This is a genomic window from Micromonospora sp. NPDC047467, assembly GCF_040643095.1.
Taxonomy (GTDB): domain Bacteria; phylum Actinomycetota; class Actinomycetes; order Mycobacteriales; family Micromonosporaceae; genus Micromonospora.
On the sequence record NZ_JBEYTO010000002.1, the window covers coordinates 523,769 to 540,011 of the forward strand.

A 16,243-nucleotide genomic window follows, 5' to 3' on the forward strand; every position below is an offset into this window, starting at 1 on the left:
AGCCGAGGGCCAACGTATGAAATCTAAATCACGCATATCTTGACGCATCTTGCGGTGCGTGTGAACGTGGAGCCAGCGCCCGCCGCCGGTCCGGCCGACGTGCGGGTTGAGCAGGTCAAATGTGTGGAGACGAGGTGCGGGGATGAGCCGTTCCGCTATGCCCGGTGGGCAGCCGGGCCCGCAGCGGGCCACCGAGCGGGCATCGGCGCTCAGCGAGCCGGCCCGAGCGTACGCCGAGCTGGCCGACGGCAACCGACGCTTCGTCAGCGGGGCTCCGCGCCACCCCAACCAGGACGCCGAGCATCGGGCCGCGGTGGCCGACGGCCAGCACCCGTTCGCGGTGATCGTCGGCTGTTCCGACTCCCGGTTGGCCGCCGAGATCATCTTTGACCGGGGCCTGGGTGACCTCTTCGTGGTCCGCACCGCCGGGCACATCGTGGGCCCGGAGGTGCTGGGCAGCGTCGAGTACGCGGTGACCGTGCTCGGCACCCCTCTGGTGGTGGTGCTCGGCCACGACTCCTGCGGTGCCGTGCAGGCGGCCCGTGAGACGGCCGCCACCGGCACCTCACCCGGAGGGCATCTGCGCACGGTGGTCGACGCGGTGCTGCCCAGCCTGCGGCGAGCCACGGCCGAGGGAGTGGACGACATCGACGGCATCGTCGACATCCACATCGCACAGACCGTCGAGATGCTGCTCGGGCAGTCGCCGGTGCTGGCCGACGCGGTGGCGCAGGGGCGGTGCGCGGTGGTGGGGGTGTCGTACCGCCTCGCCGCAGGTGGAGTGCGTCCGGTGACCCCCGTACCGGCCGGTGCCGCGACGCTCGACGTGCCCGCCGCCCCGGACGGCCCGGCGGCGCCCGCCGCCGCCTGACGTAGCCCGAGACCCGCGACGAGGGCCGCCCCGCGCGATGTGGGGCGGCCCTCGTCGACTGCTGTAGGCGTGGTCAGAGCAGCGACATGTGGACGTGGTCGGTGTGGTTCGACGGCCCGCTGTACGAACTCCACCCGGTCGCCGGGAACCAGATCTGTCGGTTCCAGATCACGTAGTAGATGCCGAGTCGGTCGGCGTTACGGATGAGGAACGCGGCGACGTTGTTGCCGTACTTGCGGGTGTCCTCGTTGTGCCACGGGGCGAAGCCGCTCTTCTGCAGCGACCAGTCGCAGGCGCGGCCCTTCGGGTGCTCCCACGGCCCGCCGGGGCGGTAACAGCCGACGAAGCGGTTGAAGCCGGCCAGCTTGACCTCCTTGTACGCGTGCAGCGTGCGGGGCGTGACGCAGCCGGAGGTGGTCGGGTCGTCCTCGCTGCACGACTGCGGCTTCCAGTCACCGTCGGCGGTGCGACCCGGGCCGATCTTCGCGACCCGCGAGGTGGCATCCACCAGGCCGCCGGTGAAGCCCTTCCCGCCGACGAGGGAGAGCGCCTTGTCCGCCTCGCTCTTGCGCTTCGCCATCAGTGCGGTCTGCTTCTGCTGCTCGCGGACCTCCGTGTCGAGGGCCAGCTTGGCCTGCTCGGCGCGGGCCTTGACCGTGTTGACCTCGGCGAGCTTCTTCTCGTTGACCATGTTCATCTCGTCGAGCGTCGCGGCGCGCTGGACGAAGGAGTCGGGAGCGTCGCTCTCCAGCAGCATCGCGATCGCGCCGATCCGGCCGGTCCGGTACGACTGGGCGGCGATCTGCCCGACCTGCGGGGCCAGCGCCTCCAGGTCGGCTTTGGCCCGGTCGACCTCTATCGCGAGCTCCAACTGCCGCTTCTTGGATTTGTCCAACTTGGACTTGGCGGCGGAGTAGTCGCGGTTGGCCTGCTCGATGACGTCGTTGAGCAGCTTTGGCTCGCTGTCCTCCTCGTGCCCGGACGGTGTGGGGGTCGCCGGGGCGGCGTGGGCTGGGAGGGGCCCGGCAAGCACGGTCAGTGCGGCGATCACGGCCACCACGGGTGTCAACCAGCGGCGTAGGGGTGCCGTCACAATGTTCCCTTCCGTCGACCGCCGACCGGGTTAGCTGACGGGTTCGGGGCGGAAGTGGCCCCTACCGCTGCTGCGGATTCACCCCACGTGCCTGGGTCCCCGGCTCGCCGGTTGGCGATTGGGCGGTGGCACCGCAGGCGCCGCTTCGCGCCTACATCGGTAACCGGCAGCGAGGTTACCCGAGAGTCGACCGGGTGAGCTACGCCTGGATGCCCACCAAAAGCGTCATTTCGCCATGGCGTTGAGTGACCAGTGACGTGGCCTCCAGGACGACTGCCCGATCCGGTCACGCTGAGGAGTGTCACCATGCCGTATCTGTGCTCCTGTTCGACTGCGGCCACGGATCGGTGGCGGTGGGTGGGGGTGGGGTCCGCGTCTGGTCCGGCCCGTCGGGTCGACCCGTTCGCGGTGAGCCGAGTGCCGCCAGTGCCTCTGCCCGGTCCGGTCGGGGGCGCGGGGCGGGAGCATCGGCGGACGGGGTGGCATCCGACCGCCCGGCCGCGGTCACCACCGCGGCCAGCCCGGTGGTCAGCGGCACGGCGGCGATCAGGCCGAGTGTGGCTACCGCGCTGCGAACGATCTCCTGCGCGAGGAACTCACTGGTGAGGATCTGCGCGATCGGCCGCGAGTCGGCGGTGAGCAGGAGCAACAGGGGGAGTGACGCGCCCGCGTACGCCAGGACGATGGTGTTGACCGTGGAGGCGATGTGGGCGCGGCCGACCCGGGTGGCCGCCCGGTAGAGCTGCAACCGGGTCAGCCCCGGGTTGGCGTTCGCCAACTCGGTGACGGTGGCCGCCTGGGTGACCGTCACGTCGTCGAGCACGCCGAGCGACCCGATGATGATCCCGGCGAGCAGCAGACCGTGCAGGTCCACGTCGCCCTGGAACATCGACAGCGTCGTCGCCTCCTCACTGCCGAAGCCGGTGAGGTGGGTGGCGGCCGTGGCGATGGTGGCGAGGACGCCGGTGAGGATGAGGCTGCCCAGGGTGCCGAGCACCGCGACCGAGGTCTGCGCGGTGACCCCGTGCGTCAGGTAGAGCACCACGAACATGATCAGCGCGGCGCCGACCACCGCCACCAGCAGCGGTGACCCCCCGGCGGCGATGCCCGGCAGCACGAAGGTGAGCAGGATCGCGAAGCTGGCCGCCAGCCCCGCGAGCGCGGCGAGGCCCCGCCATCGGCCGAACGCGACGATCGCGGCGGCGAAGACCACCGCCAGCCACAGCAGCGGCGTTCCCCGCTGGTGCTCGGCGATGTTCCAACTGCTGGCGGCGGGATCGGTCGGATCGGTCAACTCGACCATGATGACCTCGTCGCCCACCGCCACCCGGGGCGCTCCGGGCCCGGCGGGGACCGGGGTCTGGACCTGCTGCCCAGCGCTCGGCCCGTCCTCCACCCGTACGTCCACCGTGCCGCACGGCCCGTCCCCGGCGGCCGATGTGCCCTCGGGGTTCGCCGCCGGCGGGCAGGGCTCGGTCACCACCCGGGTCACCGTGCCGTGGTATCGCGGCACGTCCGCTTCGCCACCGGCGCGCGGTGACCCGTCGCGCGGCCAGAGCACCACCGCGGCGAGGACGGTGGCCACGAAGAGCGGCACCACCGTCGCGACGAGGATCCGTCGCACCCCCGGCGGGGCGGGCGGAGCGGAACGGCTGTGGTCGGAACCCAATGCGAGAACTCCCAACGATCCGGTGCGGGGTACGTGTCAGCGGACCGGTCGGTTCACCGTTGACAGGGAAACGGCTGCGAGAGGCGCGATGGACCGCCGACTGACGATCGTTCGATCACGGACGGTAATCGCCCGGCACGGTTGACCGGCAGTGGCGCCACGACGTGGTGGCGCCGCAGCCTGGGTGTGCGGCGTCGTATGGAGAGTCATCCTGGGAAATGCTAACCAGGCCACAGCGGGCTTGCAGTTCGTGACGGGGTGTCGGATAGGCGAACCACTCGCGTGGCGGCCACCGGCGGGGCATGTTGGAGGAATGCCCGCTCCGTCAGCGCCCGACCCCGACCGCCAGCGGCACGCCACCCCCGCCGCGCCCACGCAGCACGCGGAGCACGACAAGCACGCGGGGCATGACAAGCACGTCGGGCACGATCCGGCGATGTTCCGTCGCCGCTTCTGGGTCTGCCTGGTGCTCACCATCCCGGTGGTCCTGACCAGCCATCTCGTCTCGGATCAGCTGGGCCTGAGCGACGTACCGGGCCGATCCTGGGTGGGCCCGGTGCTCGGTTCGGTGGTGTTCTGGTGGGGCGGCTGGCCGTTCCTGGTCGGCGCGGTCCGGGAGGTACGGGACCGGGCACCGGGCATGATGCTGCTGATCGCGATGGCGATCACCGTGGCCTACACCGCATCGCTGGCCACCAGCGTGGGCGCCTTCGACCTGGACTTCTGGTGGGAGTTGGCCGCGCTGGTCACCATCATGCTGCTGGGGCACTGGCAGGAGATGAAGGCCATCGGGCAGGCGCGGGGCGCGCTCGCGGCGCTGGCCGCGCTGCTGCCGGACGAGGCCGAGCGGGTGGCTGCGGACGGGCGGGTCGAGGCGGTGCCGGTGACCGACCTGCGGATCGACGACGTGGTGCTGGTCCGCCCGGGGGGTCGGGTGCCGGCGGACGGCCGGATCGTCGAGGGTGACGCCGAACTGGACGAATCGATGATCACCGGTGAGTCCCGGCCGGTAGCGCGGTCGACGGGCGATCGGGTGGTGGCCGGTACGGTGGCCACCGACTCGGCTGTCCGGGTCCGTGTCGAGGCGCTCGGTGAGCAGACCGCCCTCGCCGGCATCCAGCGGATGGTCGCGCAGGCGCAGGCCTCCGGTGGCCGGGCGCAACTGTTGGCCGACCGGTTCGCCGCCGCGCTGTTCTACGTGGCCACCGGCACCGCTGTGCTGACCGTGCTGGTCTGGACCGCGCTCGGTCAGCCCGACGAGGCGGTGGTCCGCGCGGTCACGGTTCTGGTGATCGCGTGCCCGCACGCGCTCGGTCTGGCCATCCCTCTGGTCGTCGCGCTCTCGACCGCGCTGGCCGCGCGGTCCGGAATCCTGATCAAGGACCGGTTGGCGTTGGAGCGGATGCGGACCGTCGGCGCGGTGCTCTTCGACAAGACCGGCACCCTCACCCGAGGCGAGCACGTGGTCACCGACGTGGTGGTGGCGGCGGGCACCGAGCGGGGCGAGGTGCTGCGGATCGCGGCGGGCGTCGAGTCGGACAGCGAGCATCCGCTGGCCCGGGCGATCGTGACGGCGGCCGGGCGTGCCGGCCCGGCCTCGGCTGCCAAGTTCCGATCGCTGCCGGGCCGCGGTGTGCAGGCCACCGTCGACGGTACGGAGTACGCGGTGGGCGGGCCGGCGCTGCTGCGGGAGCTGGGCCTGTCGCTCCCGGCGGAGTTGGAGGAGGCGACCGGGCGGTGGTCGGCGCGGGGCGCGGCGGTGCTGCATCTGGTGCGGCTGCCGGGGACCGTGCTCGGCGCGTTCGCGTTGACCGACGAGGTGCGTCCGGAGGCTCAGCGGGCCATCGGCGAGCTGCGTGCCGAGGGCGTACGGACGATCGCCATGATCACGGGTGACGCCCGTCCGGTGGCCGAGGCGGTCGCGGCCCAACTCGGCTTCCGGCCCGGAGTCGACGAGGTCTTCGCCGAGGTGCTGCCAGCGGAGAAGGACAGCCGGGTGGCCGAGCTCCAGGGGCGAGGGCTGACCGTGGCGATGGTCGGCGACGGAGTGAACGACGCGCCCGCGTTGGCCCGAGCGGACGTGGGCATCGCGATCGGGGCGGGCACCGATGTCGCGATCGAGTCCGCCGGGGTGGTGTTGGCGTCGTCGGACCCGCGCGGGGTGGGTGCCGTGGTCCGGCTGTCCCGGGCGTCGTACCGGAAGATGCGGCAGAACCTGGCCTGGGCGGCGGGCTACAACGTGGTGGCGCTGCCGCTGGCGGCGGGAGTGCTGGCCTGGGCGGGTGTGGCGTTGAGCCCGGCGGTGGCCGCGCTGTTGATGTCCGCGTCCACCATCGTCGTGGCGCTCAACGCGCAGTTGCTGCGCCGGGTCCGTCTCGACCCGGCACCGGACTGAGGGTCGTCAGCCGCGCTTCATGAGCCGGCCGACCGCCGCCATCATCTCGGTGGCCATCTCGTCGGCCCGGCCCTCGGCCGCCCCCTCGTGCATGCAGTGCCGGGCGTGCCCGTCGAGCAGGCCCAGGGCCACCTTGTCGAGTGCGGCCTGGATCGCGGAGATCTGGGTGAGCACGTCGATGCAGTAGCGGTCCTCGTCGACCATCTTCTCGATGCCCCGGACCTGCCCCTCGACGCGCCGAAGTCGCGTGAGTAGCTGGTCCTTGCTGGCGGTGTATCCGCGGATCGGGGTCGGTGCGGTCATGGCGACCAGGATAGCGTACCCCTGGGGGGTATGGTACTGTCGCTCTCGCCGGGATACCCCCACCGGGTACCGGTACATGACAAGGGCACGGATCCGTCTCCGACTTACCCCCGGGGGGTATAGGCTCGGAGATGACAGAGGGAGACATTCGATGGTCAGCACGACGTACCAGGTGAAGGGCATGACCTGCGGGCACTGCGTCAGCGCGGTCAGCGCCGAGGTGGGCGCCATCGCGGGCGTGCACGACGTTCAGGTCGACCTCGGCACCGGCCAGGTCACCGTCAGCAGCGAGCAGCCGGTGGCCGTGGAGTCGGTCCGGGCCGCCGTCGACGAGGCCGGCTACGACCTCGTCGAGGCGTGATCGGGCGGCCCGGGATGAACACGGTGACCAGGCTGGGCGGTTTCGCCCTCGGTCTCGCGGCGGTCTTCGGCGCGGCGTACGGGATCGGCCGGGTCGCCGACCCGGCCGCTCCGAGCGCCGAGAGCCGGCACGACGGCGGCGCCGCCCACACCTCGGGCCCCACCGCGCACGACGAGGCGGCCGGTCTGCTCCCCGGTGGCCTGCTCGTCTCCGACCGTGGCTACACCCTCGAACCGGTCGCCGCGCCGGCCGGCGAGTTCGCGTTCCGGATCGCCGGGCCGGACGGCCGCCCGGTGACCCGGTACGACGTGGCGCACGACAAGCGGATGCACCTGATCGTGGCCCGGCGCGACCTGTCCGGCTTCCGCCACGTCCACCCCGACCTCGCACCGGACGGCACCTGGCGGGTCGACAACCCGCTGGCCGGCCCCGGGCAGTGGCGGGCGTTCGCCGACTTCACCCCGACCGGCGGTGAGCCGCTGACCCTCGGGGTGGACGTGACAGTCCCCGGCGCGCTGACCGAACGGCCCCTGCCCGCCCCGGCCACCAGCACCACCGTCGACGGCTACACGGTCACGCTGACCGGTGAGCCGCAGCCCGGCCGCACCTCACCGCTCACCCTGACCATCAGCCGAAACGGGCAGCCGGTCACCGACCTGGAGCCCTACCTGGGCGCGTACGGGCATCTGGTGGCACTGCGCCGGGGTGATCTGGCGTACCTGCACGTGCACCCGGACGGGACACCCGGCGACGGGCGGACCAAACCCGGCCCCGCCGTCACCTTCCTGGCCGAGGTGCCGTCGGCCGGCAGCTACCGGCTCTACCTCGACTTCCGGCACGGCGGGAGTGTGCACACCGCCGAGTTCACCGTCGTGGCCGGCACCCCACCGGCCGACGCCCCGCCCAACGGCGGCGACCCGAGCGGACCCGCACCGACCGACGGCGCCGACCACGGCACCCCCGGCCACGGGCACAACTGACGGGACCAGACGATGACCACCACCAGCAGACCGCTGCCCGAGGCGCCGAACCGGATCGAGTTGGCCATCGGCGGGATGACCTGCGCCGCCTGTGCCGCCCGGATCGAGAAGAAGCTCAACCGGATGGACGGGGTCAGCGCCACCGTCAACTACGCCACCGAGAAGGCGACCGTCCGGTACGTCGACGACGTCACGCCGGACGACCTGATCGAGACCGTGCAGAAGACGGGCTACACGGCGGCTCTGCCGTCGCCGCCGGCCACCACCGAGGAGCCGGTGGACCCGCTGCGCGGGCCGCGTACCCGCCTCTGGGTCTCGGCGGCGCTCAGCGTGCCGGTGATCGTGCTGGCCATGGTGCCGCCCTGGCAGTTCGACTACTGGCAGTGGCTGTCATTGACCCTGGCCGCCCCGGTGGTGGTCTGGGGTGGGCTGCCGTTCCACCGGGCCGCGTGGACCAACCTGCGGCACGGCGCGGCGACCATGGACACCCTGGTCTCACTCGGCACCCTGGCCGCGTTCGGCTGGTCGCTCTGGGCGCTCTTCCTCGGCGACGCCGGCATGCCCGGGATGACGCACCCGTTCCGCTTCGACATCACCCGCAGTGACGGTGCCGGCAACATCTACCTGGAAGCGGCCGCCGGGGTGACCGTGTTCATCCTGGCCGGCCGCTACTTCGAGGCCCGATCCAAGCGGACCGCCGGTGCCGCCCTGCGGGCCCTGCTCGAACTCGGCGCCCGGGACGTGGCGGTGCTGCGGGACGGCGTGGAGACCCGGATCCCGGTGGACCGGCTCGCCGTCGGTGACCGGTTCGTGGTCCGCCCCGGCGAGAAGATCGCCACCGACGGGGTGGTCGACGAGGGCACCTCCGCCGTCGACGCCAGCATGCTCACCGGTGAGTCGGTGCCGGTCGAGGTCGGCCCTGGTGACGGCGTGGTCGGCGCGACGATCAACGCGGGCGGACGGCTGGTCGTCACCGCCACCCGGGTCGGCGGGGACACCCAGCTCGCCCGGATGGCCGACCTGGTCGAGCAGGCGCAGAGCGGCAAGGCGGCCGTGCAGCGGCTCGCCGACCGGATCTCCGGCGTCTTCGTGCCGATCGTCATCACCCTGGCCGTCGGCACGCTCGGCTGGTGGCTCGGCACCGGGGCCGGCTCGACCGCCGCGTTCACCGCCGCCGTGGCCGTGCTGATCATCGCCTGTCCCTGCGCGCTCGGCCTGGCCACCCCGACCGCGCTGCTGGTGGGCACCGGCCGGGGCGCCCAGCTCGGCGTGCTGATCAAGGGACCGGAGGGGCTGGAGTCGACCCGCCGGGTGGACACCGTCGTGCTGGACAAGACCGGCACCGTGACGACCGGCCGGATGACGCTGGTGGACGTGGTTCCGGCCAGCGGCGAGGACCGGGCGGAGCTGCTCCGGCTCGCCGGGGCGGTGGAGGCCGCCTCCGAGCACCCGATCGCCCGCGCGATCGCCGCCGGTGCCGCCGAGGCCGGCGCGCTGCCTCCGGTGACCGACTTCGCCAACCTGGAAGGGCTGGGCGTGACCGGCACCGTCGACGACCGGGTCATGCTGATCGGCCGACCCCGGCTGCTGCGTGAGCGCGGGCTCGACGTACCGCCGGAGGTCGAGTGGGCCGTGCGCGACGCGGAGGCCGCCGGCCGTACCGCGATCGTCGCCGGCTGGGACGGGCGTGCCCGGGGCGTGCTCGCGGTCGCCGACGTGGTCCGGCCGACCAGCCGGGCGGCCGTGGCGCGATTGCGGACCCTGGGGCTCACCCCGGTCCTGCTGACCGGGGACAACACCACCGTGGCCCGCGCGGTCGCCGCCGAGGTGGGCATCGACGAGGTGATCGCCGAGGTGCTGCCGGCCGGCAAGGTCGACGTGGTCAAGCGGCTCCAGGCCGAGGGGCGCTCGGTGGCGATGGTCGGTGACGGGGTGAACGACGCCCCGGCCCTGGCCCAGGCCGATCTCGGGCTGGCCATGGGCACCGGCACCGACGTGGCGATCGAGGCGTCCGACCTCACGCTGGTCCGGGGCGACCTGGATGCGGCGGTGGACGCCATCCGGCTGTCCCGGCGCACGCTCGGCATCATCCGGGGCAACCTGTTCTGGGCGTTCGGCTACAACGTGGCGGCCCTGCCGCTGGCCGCCGCCGGGCTGCTCAACCCGATGATCGCCGGTGCCACGATGGCGTTGTCCTCGGTGTTCGTGGTGGCCAACAGCCTGCGCCTGCGCCGGTTCCGTTCGGCCGCCGGCGATCTGTGACGGTCGTAATGGTTGGACCGGAGATGCCCGGGGTACTTCTGGTGGCGTAGCGACGCTCGCAATGGAGGTCCGCAAATGGGTATCGACGACAAGATCAGCAACAGCAGCGAGAACGCGGCCGGCAAGCTGAAGGAAGGCGCCGGTCGGGCCACCGACAACGAGCAGCTTGAGGCCGAGGGCCGTGCGGATCAGTCCACGGCCAAGCTCAAGCAGGCCGGCGAGAAGATCAAGGACGCCTTCAAGAGCTGACGTACGACGTAACCGCACGCCGGGCCGATGATCACTCACCGGCCCGGCGTGCTGTGTGTTCAGGGGCGTCGTGTGGCGCGTACGACGACGTCGTGCAGCGCGGCCTCGTGGCCTCCGGGGCCGGTCACCGCGCGGCGGTGCTCCTCGGCGGTGGTGATCTCCCACCTGGTGCTGGCCAGGCCCGCCGTGATGTCCGCGAGGGTGGCCGATGCCTCGGCGGGAGGGTGCTGCCCGTGCCCGTGCGCGCCCGGTGCGTGCAGGTGCCCGACGATCAGGAGGGTGCCGCCGGGCGCCACCCAGGCGGCGATGCGGTCGTAGAAGGCCAGCTGCGGCATCGCGGGGTGCGCGTAGTGCGTCGTGACCAGATCGAACCGCGCACCCGGCTCCCAGACCGTCAGGTCCGCCTCGACCCACCGCACGCGGTCGGACACCCCGCTGCCCGCCGCGCGCTCGGCGGCACGGGCGAGGGCGTCGGAGGCGATGTCGACCGCGGTGACCTGCCACCCGTGGGAGGCGAGCCAGATCGCCTCGGCGCCGGCGCCGCACCCGGCGTCCAGTGCGGCACCCGGCACCAGGCCGCTCGTCTCCTTAGCGAGATAGGGGTGTGCGGGGCTGCTGCCCATCGCCCCGGGGCCGTCGCTGTGCGCCTGGTGCCAGTGCCGCTCCCAGTAGTCCTTGTCGAATTCGTGCTGCTCGGCCATCGGGCTGCTCCTTCGCGTGTCGCCTACGACTGTGGCCGGAGGCGGAGCGACTCGCAAAGTATCTTGCCAAAATGGCAAACCGATCACCGCAGGACGCGGTAGCTCACGTGCGTGACAGTCGGCCCGGCCACCACCGCCACCTGCTCCAGGCGCGGCGCGATGCCGTCGAAGAGTCGCTCGCCGGCCCCGAGCACGATCGGCACCAGGTGCAGTTGCAGGGTGTCGATCAGCCCGGCGGCCAGGTATTGCCGCACCGTGCTCGCCCCGCCTGCGATGGACACCTGCCTGTCGCCCGCCGCCGCTTGTGCCTGCCGCAGCGCCGACTCGATGCCGTCGGTGACGAACCGGAACTCGGTGCCGCCCTGCATCACCAGCGGCGCCCGGAGGTGGTGGCTGAGCACGAACACCGGGGTACGGAACGGCGGGTCGTCGCCCCACCAGCCCTGCCAGCTCTCGTCCCAGTCGCCGTCCCCACCGCCGAACATCTTCCGACCCATGACGTACGCGCCGATGTCGCGGGTCATCTCCTCGACGACGTCCGCGTCGACACCCCGGTCGCCGCCGGTCAGCCCGTGCTGCGCCCGCCAGGCGTCCAGGCCGAAGACCCACTCGTGCAACCGCAGGCCGCCCCGGCCCAGCGGATCCTGACGACTCTGCTCCGGCCCCGCCACGTACCCGTCCAGCGAGATCGACAGCTGACTGCTCACCATGCCCATGTCCCTTCGACTCCGGCCAACGCCGGAACTCATCGCTGCGCGGCCAGTCGGGCGGCCCGCAACTCCAGATAGCGCTGTTCGGGCAGGCTCGTGGTGCCGCGCGCCGCCGCCAGGTACGCGTCCCGCGCCTCCCCGCCCTCCCCGGCCAGCTCCAGCAGATGGCCTCGAACGGCGGCGAGCCGGTGGTGCCCGGCGGTGCGCTCGTCGGCGTCCAGTGCGGTGAGCAGGGCGAGCCCGGCCCGAGGCCCGTCCACCATGGCCACCGCCACCGCCTGGTTGAGGGTGACCATCGGGTTCGGCGCGATCCGGGCGAGCAGCCGGTACAGCGCGACGATCTGCCGCCAGTCCGTCTCCGCGGCCGTCGGCGCCTCCGCGTGCACCGCGGCGATGGCCGCCTGGATCTGGTACGGACCGGGCGGCGACCAGGTCAACGCCTCGGTGATCAGTGCGATCCCCTCCTCGATGGCGGCGGCGTCCCACCGGGTGCGGTCCTGCTCGGCCAGCGGCACCAGCTCCCCGTCCGGGCCGACGCGAGCCGCCCGGTGTGCGTCGGTGAGCAGCATCAACGCCAGCAGCCCGGCCGCCTCACCGTCGTCGGGCAGCAGCCCGCGCAGGATGCGGGCCAGCCGGATCGCCTCTCCGGTCAGCTCCGCCCGGTGCAGGTCCGGGCCACTGGACGCGGTGTACCCCTCGTTGAAGATCAGGTAGAGCACGCGGAGCACCGTGCGCAACCGCTCGGCCCGCTCACCCGGCGCGGGCATGGTGAACCGGGCGCCGGCCGCCTCGATCCGCTGCTTTGCGCGGCGGATCCGTTGGCTCATTGTCGCCTCCGGCACGAGGTGCGCCCGGGCGATCTGGGCGGTGCTGAGACCGCCGACCGCTCGCAGGGTGAGCGCCACCTGCGCCGATCCGGTCAGCGCCGGGTGGCAGCAGAGGAAGAGCAGGGTGAGCGTGTCGTCGGCGTCCGTCACCGCCGGCTCCGCGTCGGCCGGTGGCGCGTATGTCGGCTCGCGCAGCGCCACCGCCAACTCCCGGTCCCGGCGGGCGCTCTCGCTGCGCCACTCGTCGGTGAGCCGGCGGGTGGCGACGGTGCGCAGCCAAGCGCGGGGATTGTCCGGTACGCCCTGCTCGGGCCACTGCGTCGCGGCGGCGAGCAGGGCCTCCTGGACCGCGTCCTCGCACCTGTCGAACTGGCCGTGCCGACGGACCAGCAGGCCGAGGACCTGCGGCGCGAGCGTGCGCAGCAGATCCTCGACCGTCCGGTCGTCGGTCACATCTCCGTCCCGGCCTCGTCCATGATCGGGCGGACCTCCATGGCGCCGCCGAAGCGGACGTCCGGCCAGCGGGCGGCGATCTCGGCGGCCCGCTGCGGGCTGTCGCAGTCGACCATCAGGTAGCCCGCGAACTGTTCCTTGCTCTCCATGAACGGCCCGTCGATGATCTCGGTGGCGCCGTCGACGGCCCGGACCGTCAACGTCTGCGACGGGTCCGCCAGCGCCTGGCCGGCGACCCACTCGCCGGTCTCGGCCAGCTCCTTCATGATCTCGTCGACCTCGCCGAACAGGGCGGTGCGGTCCTGCTCGGAAAGCTCCTCGGTGAAGCCGGGGCGGTTCCAGATCAGCAGCATGTACTTCACGGCGATGCTCCTCGCGTCCTGGTCGCACCCCGATCGGGGTGCGGCTCACCGGAGGGTCGGAGCCGTCGCTCCGTTCCCTACCGCGTACCGAAGAAAATCGCAGAAAGTCCCGCCGGTGGCGGTCCCACGCCGGGTGAGGTCAGCGCGGGTCGGGTCGGCCGGGCACCTGGCGGGGTTTGCGGGCACCGCCGACGTCCAGTGACGCGCGGTCGGCGGCCGAGGTGCCGGACGACCAGCCCTCGGCGTCGCGGACGCTGAGCCGGTGCCGGGTTACGCCGGGGAAAAGGGTGTCCAGCCGTTCCTGGACCGCCTCGCTCCGCGCGGCCAGCACCGGCAGCAACCGCTCCGGCCCGGTCGCCTCGGCCGCCGCCTGATCGGCCGCCTCGGTGGCCGTACGCAGCCGCTCACCGATCCGCAGCGCGAACGCGTTGAGGAACGACTCGTCCCACACCTTCGTGCGTCGCCCCGACCCCGGCCGGCGCTCGGCGCGCCCGCGCAGCATCGCGGCGGTGGCCTGGACCAGCAGCGAGGTGTAGAGCAACTCCACCGCCACCAGGTCTGCCGGCCAGCCCAGCACGGTGGTGAACCCGAGATCATCGGACCAGACCGCCTCGCACCGGTTCGCCGCCGCCACCTCCTGCACCAGCAGAGCCTTCGCTCCCGCGTACGGGGTGTCGGTGCCCAGGCGTACCCCACCGGGCAGGTCGCCGCGCTCCGCACCGGCGGCCAGCAGCGCCTCGTCGATGCTGTGCCGGGCGATCAACTCCTGCGCCTTGCCGGTCAGCGCCTCCGCCTCCGCCGGGAAGGTCGTCGACTCGGCCTTGGCCAGCAGCGCCCGTACCCGGTCCAGCATCGGTGACCCGCTCCGGGCCGTACCCGCCGGCCGGGCGGTCGCCGCGCCGGCCGACCCGGGTGGCGGGCGCAGCACCGCGATCGGCGGCAGGCTCTCCACCAGCGCCAGGGTGTCCACGGCCGTGCGGAGCGCGTCGGCCCGGTCCAGCCCTTCCCGCGCTGACCAGCCGGCCAGCACGCCCCGGTCGTCGGCCCCGGCGGTCAGCTCGCTCAGTTGCTCGTCCCACCAGGCCGGGACCGGCTCGGCCTGCTCGCGCCGCTGCGCGGCCATCGCGTCACGGAGCAGCCGGGCCGCCCGGGCGTCGAGCCGCCGGGTGGTGATCCGGTCCAGGTCGACCGGCTGCCAGCCACGCGGCCAGAGTCGCCCCAGGCCACGGAGCAGGCGACGCAGCAGGGCGGCATCCACCGCCGTGGTGCCGTCCGCCGCGCCGGTGCCGACCATCAGTTGGTCCAGCTGCCGTTCGGCCTGTCGTACGTCGGTGCCGCGCACCGCCGCGAGCGCGTTGGCGACGAGTTCGTCCGCGTCCGGCACGGGCACCTCCTTTTCTGGGTCCGCTGCCGACGGGGCTTTCCGGCCCGCCCCAGCTCCATGATCATGCCGCGAGCGGTGCCGAAGGCACGAAACGGGGGATGTTGCCGCCCGCCCGCCCGCCCGCCCGGACTCGCGGGACGTGATCAACACCAGTTCCCCGAAGTTGCGGTATCCCACGAGCCGGATACCGCGATGTCGCCGACCTCGTGTTGACCTTGGCACGACCGACGTTCCCCGCCGGCCGATCAAGAGGCGCGCGTCCCTGGCGCGCGAACTTCCCGATCAACTCGAAGCGCGGGCCGACAGGGCGGTGGAGAGCCGGGTCAGGAAGGCGCGGATGCTCTCCTCGCTGTGGTGCGTCTCGGCCTGGTCGTTGAGGGGGCCCGAGTAGCGCAGCGCCTGGTCGAGCGCTTCCACCGTCTCGGCCCGGTCGCCCGGGTAGAGCCCGCCGACCACCCCGTCGGCGACCCGGGACACCACCGAATCGTCGAGCGTCCGGTCGAACTGGATCCCGTAGAGGATCCCGTTGACGTGGCCCTTCCAACTGTCCGTACCCATGCTCGATCTGCTCCCCTAGAAGATCTGGCCAGGATCGGGACGCGGGGCGCCCTCCTCACCGTGCCAGGCCTGCTCGAACGCGCGGACATCGGCGCCCGGGTTGGTCGCCACAACCGTCGCGGCACCCGCCTCCGCCTCACCCGTCGCCGTACGCAGCCGACCGGCGAACGCGAACCACAGCTGCGACGCCTCGAACAGCAGCTCCTCGTCGGCCAGTCGGCCAGGTGAAACCGACCCAGCCCAGAGCCTCGGCGAGCTCAGGAGGTAGCTGCATACCCACGGGGCAGCTCCATCCTGGTGAACAGTTCGGCGTTGGCGGTCTCGGTCGCCTCGTGCGCGTCGGCACCCTGGTCGAGGTTGGCGGCGGCCTCCAGCAACTGGTCGCCCATCGACCGGAACACGTCCAGCGCGTGCGTCAGCACCTCGACGTACACGGCGCCGAAGAGGGACCCCGCTTCGTCGGCGCCCCACGGATTACCCGCACCGTTCACCGTGGACTCAAGCCCGCTGGCCTCCGCGCCCAGTTGCTGGCCGGTGGCGGCGAGCGCATCCGCCGCGCTGCGGAGAGCCTCGAGGTCGACCTCAATCCCGTCCGCCATCGGTTCAGCGTCGATCCGTCCGGCGGGTCACCGCGTCGAGGTCGCCGATCATCTGCTGGAACCCGCGGAACGCGTCCTCCGAGACCCGTTCGAGCTGCTGGGACAGGGCCGCGCCGTCGGCGCTCGCCGCCGCCGTCAGCTCGGCTCGGCGGGCGCGCTCGTCGGCCTGGGCCGCCTGGACCGCCTCCAGGACGTACTCGGCGATCGCGCTGGTGCCGGCGCGGGACAGGCCGGGGTCGATTACGAGGCTCCGCAGGCCACCGAACGCGGAGACCTCGGCCTGGACGAGACCGTTGCCGCCGACGCCCCGACCGACCATCTGCTCGGCGGTCGGTGTGGCCCGGTCGTCGTCGGCGTCCGGCTGCGCCGACGTGGCGGCCGTGGCCTGGCTCAGCAGACGCATCGCCTCTTCGAGCGACCGGCTCAGGCCGGACGGATCGATCCCACTCGCCATGCTCGTCCCCCT

17 protein-coding genes and 1 riboswitch are annotated in these 16,243 nt (G+C 72.6%); of the genes, 6 read left to right on the plus strand and 11 right to left on the minus strand.

Annotation, left to right across the window (positions count from 1 at the left end):
• The first annotated feature begins 157 nt into the window (after positions 1-157).
• Positions 158-871 carry a carbonic anhydrase gene (locus tag ABZ780_RS06655; RefSeq protein ID WP_357485321.1) on the plus strand — a complete coding sequence of 238 codons (714 nt, stop codon included), beginning with the start codon at positions 158-160 and terminating at the stop codon, positions 869-871.
• 73 nt (positions 872-944) lie between these two features.
• Here the strand turns inward: ABZ780_RS06655 and ABZ780_RS06660 are convergent, their stop codons facing one another.
• Both ABZ780_RS06660 and ABZ780_RS06665 read right to left on the minus strand, forming a co-directional pair.
• A complete protein-coding gene (locus tag ABZ780_RS06660; RefSeq protein WP_357004355.1) occupies positions 945-1,964 on the minus strand; it encodes a hypothetical protein in 1,020 nt (339 codons plus the stop codon).
• 4 nt (positions 1,965-1,968) lie between these two features.
• Positions 1,969-2,099: riboswitch (cyclic di-AMP (ydaO/yuaA leader) on the minus strand.
• A gap of 166 nt (positions 2,100-2,265) precedes the next feature.
• The gene (locus ABZ780_RS06665) at positions 2,266-3,633 is read right to left on the minus strand and encodes a YibE/F family protein (protein ID WP_357484772.1); all 1,368 of its coding nucleotides are present in this window, start codon (positions 3,631-3,633) and stop codon (positions 2,266-2,268) included.
• A gap of 436 nt (positions 3,634-4,069) precedes the next feature.
• Here ABZ780_RS06665 and ABZ780_RS06670 point away from each other — a divergent pair, with 436 nt between their 5' ends.
• On the plus strand, positions 4,070-6,028 hold the full coding sequence (locus ABZ780_RS06670) for a heavy metal translocating P-type ATPase (RefSeq protein WP_357485323.1): 1,959 nt from the start codon (positions 4,070-4,072) through the stop codon (positions 6,026-6,028).
• Between the two features lie 6 nt (positions 6,029-6,034).
• On the opposite strand, the gene ABZ780_RS06675 is transcribed toward ABZ780_RS06670, so the two are convergent.
• Entirely contained in the window at positions 6,035-6,331 is a 297-nt protein-coding gene (locus ABZ780_RS06675; protein ID WP_252416044.1) for a metal-sensitive transcriptional regulator, read from the minus strand.
• A gap of 151 nt (positions 6,332-6,482) precedes the next feature.
• Here ABZ780_RS06675 and ABZ780_RS06680 point away from each other — a divergent pair, with 151 nt between their 5' ends.
• The 4 genes from ABZ780_RS06680 (at position 6,483) to ABZ780_RS06695 (ending at position 10,183) form a co-directional block, all read left to right on the plus strand.
• Positions 6,483-6,692, plus strand: coding sequence for a copper ion binding protein (locus tag ABZ780_RS06680; protein ID WP_357004361.1), 210 nt, complete (start codon positions 6,483-6,485; stop codon positions 6,690-6,692).
• 14 nt (positions 6,693-6,706) lie between these two features.
• Entirely contained in the window at positions 6,707-7,672 is a 966-nt protein-coding gene (locus ABZ780_RS06685; protein WP_357485324.1) for a hypothetical protein, read from the plus strand.
• A gap of 12 nt (positions 7,673-7,684) precedes the next feature.
• The gene (locus ABZ780_RS06690; protein WP_357484775.1) at positions 7,685-9,934 is read left to right on the plus strand and encodes a heavy metal translocating P-type ATPase; all 2,250 of its coding nucleotides are present in this window, start codon (positions 7,685-7,687) and stop codon (positions 9,932-9,934) included.
• 75 nt (positions 9,935-10,009) lie between these two features.
• The gene (locus ABZ780_RS06695; protein ID WP_357004367.1) at positions 10,010-10,183 is read left to right on the plus strand and encodes a CsbD family protein; all 174 of its coding nucleotides are present in this window, start codon (positions 10,010-10,012) and stop codon (positions 10,181-10,183) included.
• Between the two features lie 59 nt (positions 10,184-10,242).
• Here ABZ780_RS06695 and ABZ780_RS06700 read toward each other — a convergent pair whose 3' ends face one another.
• From ABZ780_RS06700 to ABZ780_RS06735, 8 genes are all read right to left on the minus strand, one after another.
• Complete coding sequence (locus ABZ780_RS06700; RefSeq protein ID WP_357484778.1) at positions 10,243-10,884, minus strand: class I SAM-dependent methyltransferase; 642 nt, start codon at positions 10,882-10,884, stop codon at positions 10,243-10,245.
• A gap of 83 nt (positions 10,885-10,967) precedes the next feature.
• Positions 10,968-11,594: a dihydrofolate reductase family protein gene (locus ABZ780_RS06705; protein WP_357484780.1), complete on the minus strand. Its 627-nt coding sequence runs from the start codon at positions 11,592-11,594 to the stop codon at positions 10,968-10,970.
• Positions 11,595-11,629: 35 nt separating this feature from the next.
• The gene (locus tag ABZ780_RS06710) at positions 11,630-12,874 is read right to left on the minus strand and encodes a DUF6596 domain-containing protein (protein WP_357484782.1); all 1,245 of its coding nucleotides are present in this window, start codon (positions 12,872-12,874) and stop codon (positions 11,630-11,632) included.
• The gene (locus ABZ780_RS06715; RefSeq protein WP_357485325.1) at positions 12,871-13,227 is read right to left on the minus strand and encodes a YciI family protein; all 357 of its coding nucleotides are present in this window, start codon (positions 13,225-13,227) and stop codon (positions 12,871-12,873) included. Before ABZ780_RS06715 ends, ABZ780_RS06710 begins: the two co-directional genes overlap by 4 nt.
• 148 nt (positions 13,228-13,375) lie before the next feature.
• Entirely contained in the window at positions 13,376-14,620 is a 1,245-nt protein-coding gene (locus ABZ780_RS06720; protein WP_357484784.1) for a DUF2786 domain-containing protein, read from the minus strand.
• A gap of 282 nt (positions 14,621-14,902) precedes the next feature.
• A complete protein-coding gene (locus tag ABZ780_RS06725) occupies positions 14,903-15,178 on the minus strand; it encodes a hypothetical protein (RefSeq protein ID WP_357004381.1) in 276 nt (91 codons plus the stop codon).
• Positions 15,179-15,435: 257 nt separating this feature from the next.
• Positions 15,436-15,777: a hypothetical protein gene (locus tag ABZ780_RS06730; protein ID WP_357484786.1), complete on the minus strand. Its 342-nt coding sequence runs from the start codon at positions 15,775-15,777 to the stop codon at positions 15,436-15,438.
• A 4-nt stretch (positions 15,778-15,781) separates the two neighbouring features.
• Positions 15,782-16,231 (minus strand): YbaB/EbfC family nucleoid-associated protein, encoded by a 450-nt coding sequence (locus ABZ780_RS06735; protein ID WP_357484789.1) that lies wholly within the window; start codon positions 16,229-16,231, stop codon positions 15,782-15,784.
• Between the last annotated feature and the right edge of the window lie 12 nt (positions 16,232-16,243).

Coding starts and splice junctions, on each gene's coding strand:
- ABZ780_RS06655 (WP_357485321.1), top strand. CDS start 158: ATGCCCGGTGGGCAGCCGGGCCCGCAGCGGGCCACCGAGCGGGCATCG.
- ABZ780_RS06670 (WP_357485323.1), top strand. CDS start 4,070: ATGTTCCGTCGCCGCTTCTGGGTCTGCCTGGTGCTCACCATCCCGGTG.
- ABZ780_RS06675 (WP_252416044.1), bottom strand. CDS start 6,331: ATGACCGCACCGACCCCGATCCGCGGATACACCGCCAGCAAGGACCAG.
- ABZ780_RS06680 (WP_357004361.1), top strand. CDS start 6,483: ATGGTCAGCACGACGTACCAGGTGAAGGGCATGACCTGCGGGCACTGC.
- ABZ780_RS06685 (WP_357485324.1), top strand. CDS start 6,707: ATGAACACGGTGACCAGGCTGGGCGGTTTCGCCCTCGGTCTCGCGGCG.
- ABZ780_RS06690 (WP_357484775.1), top strand. CDS start 7,685: ATGACCACCACCAGCAGACCGCTGCCCGAGGCGCCGAACCGGATCGAG.
- ABZ780_RS06695 (WP_357004367.1), top strand. CDS start 10,010: ATGGGTATCGACGACAAGATCAGCAACAGCAGCGAGAACGCGGCCGGC.
- ABZ780_RS06700 (WP_357484778.1), bottom strand. CDS start 10,884: ATGGCCGAGCAGCACGAATTCGACAAGGACTACTGGGAGCGGCACTGG.
- ABZ780_RS06705 (WP_357484780.1), bottom strand. CDS start 11,594: ATGGTGAGCAGTCAGCTGTCGATCTCGCTGGACGGGTACGTGGCGGGG.
- ABZ780_RS06715 (WP_357485325.1), bottom strand. CDS start 13,227: ATGCTGCTGATCTGGAACCGCCCCGGCTTCACCGAGGAGCTTTCCGAG.
- ABZ780_RS06725 (WP_357004381.1), bottom strand. CDS start 15,178: ATGGGTACGGACAGTTGGAAGGGCCACGTCAACGGGATCCTCTACGGG.
- ABZ780_RS06730 (WP_357484786.1), bottom strand. CDS start 15,777: ATGGCGGACGGGATTGAGGTCGACCTCGAGGCTCTCCGCAGCGCGGCG.
- ABZ780_RS06735 (WP_357484789.1), bottom strand. CDS start 16,231: ATGGCGAGTGGGATCGATCCGTCCGGCCTGAGCCGGTCGCTCGAAGAG.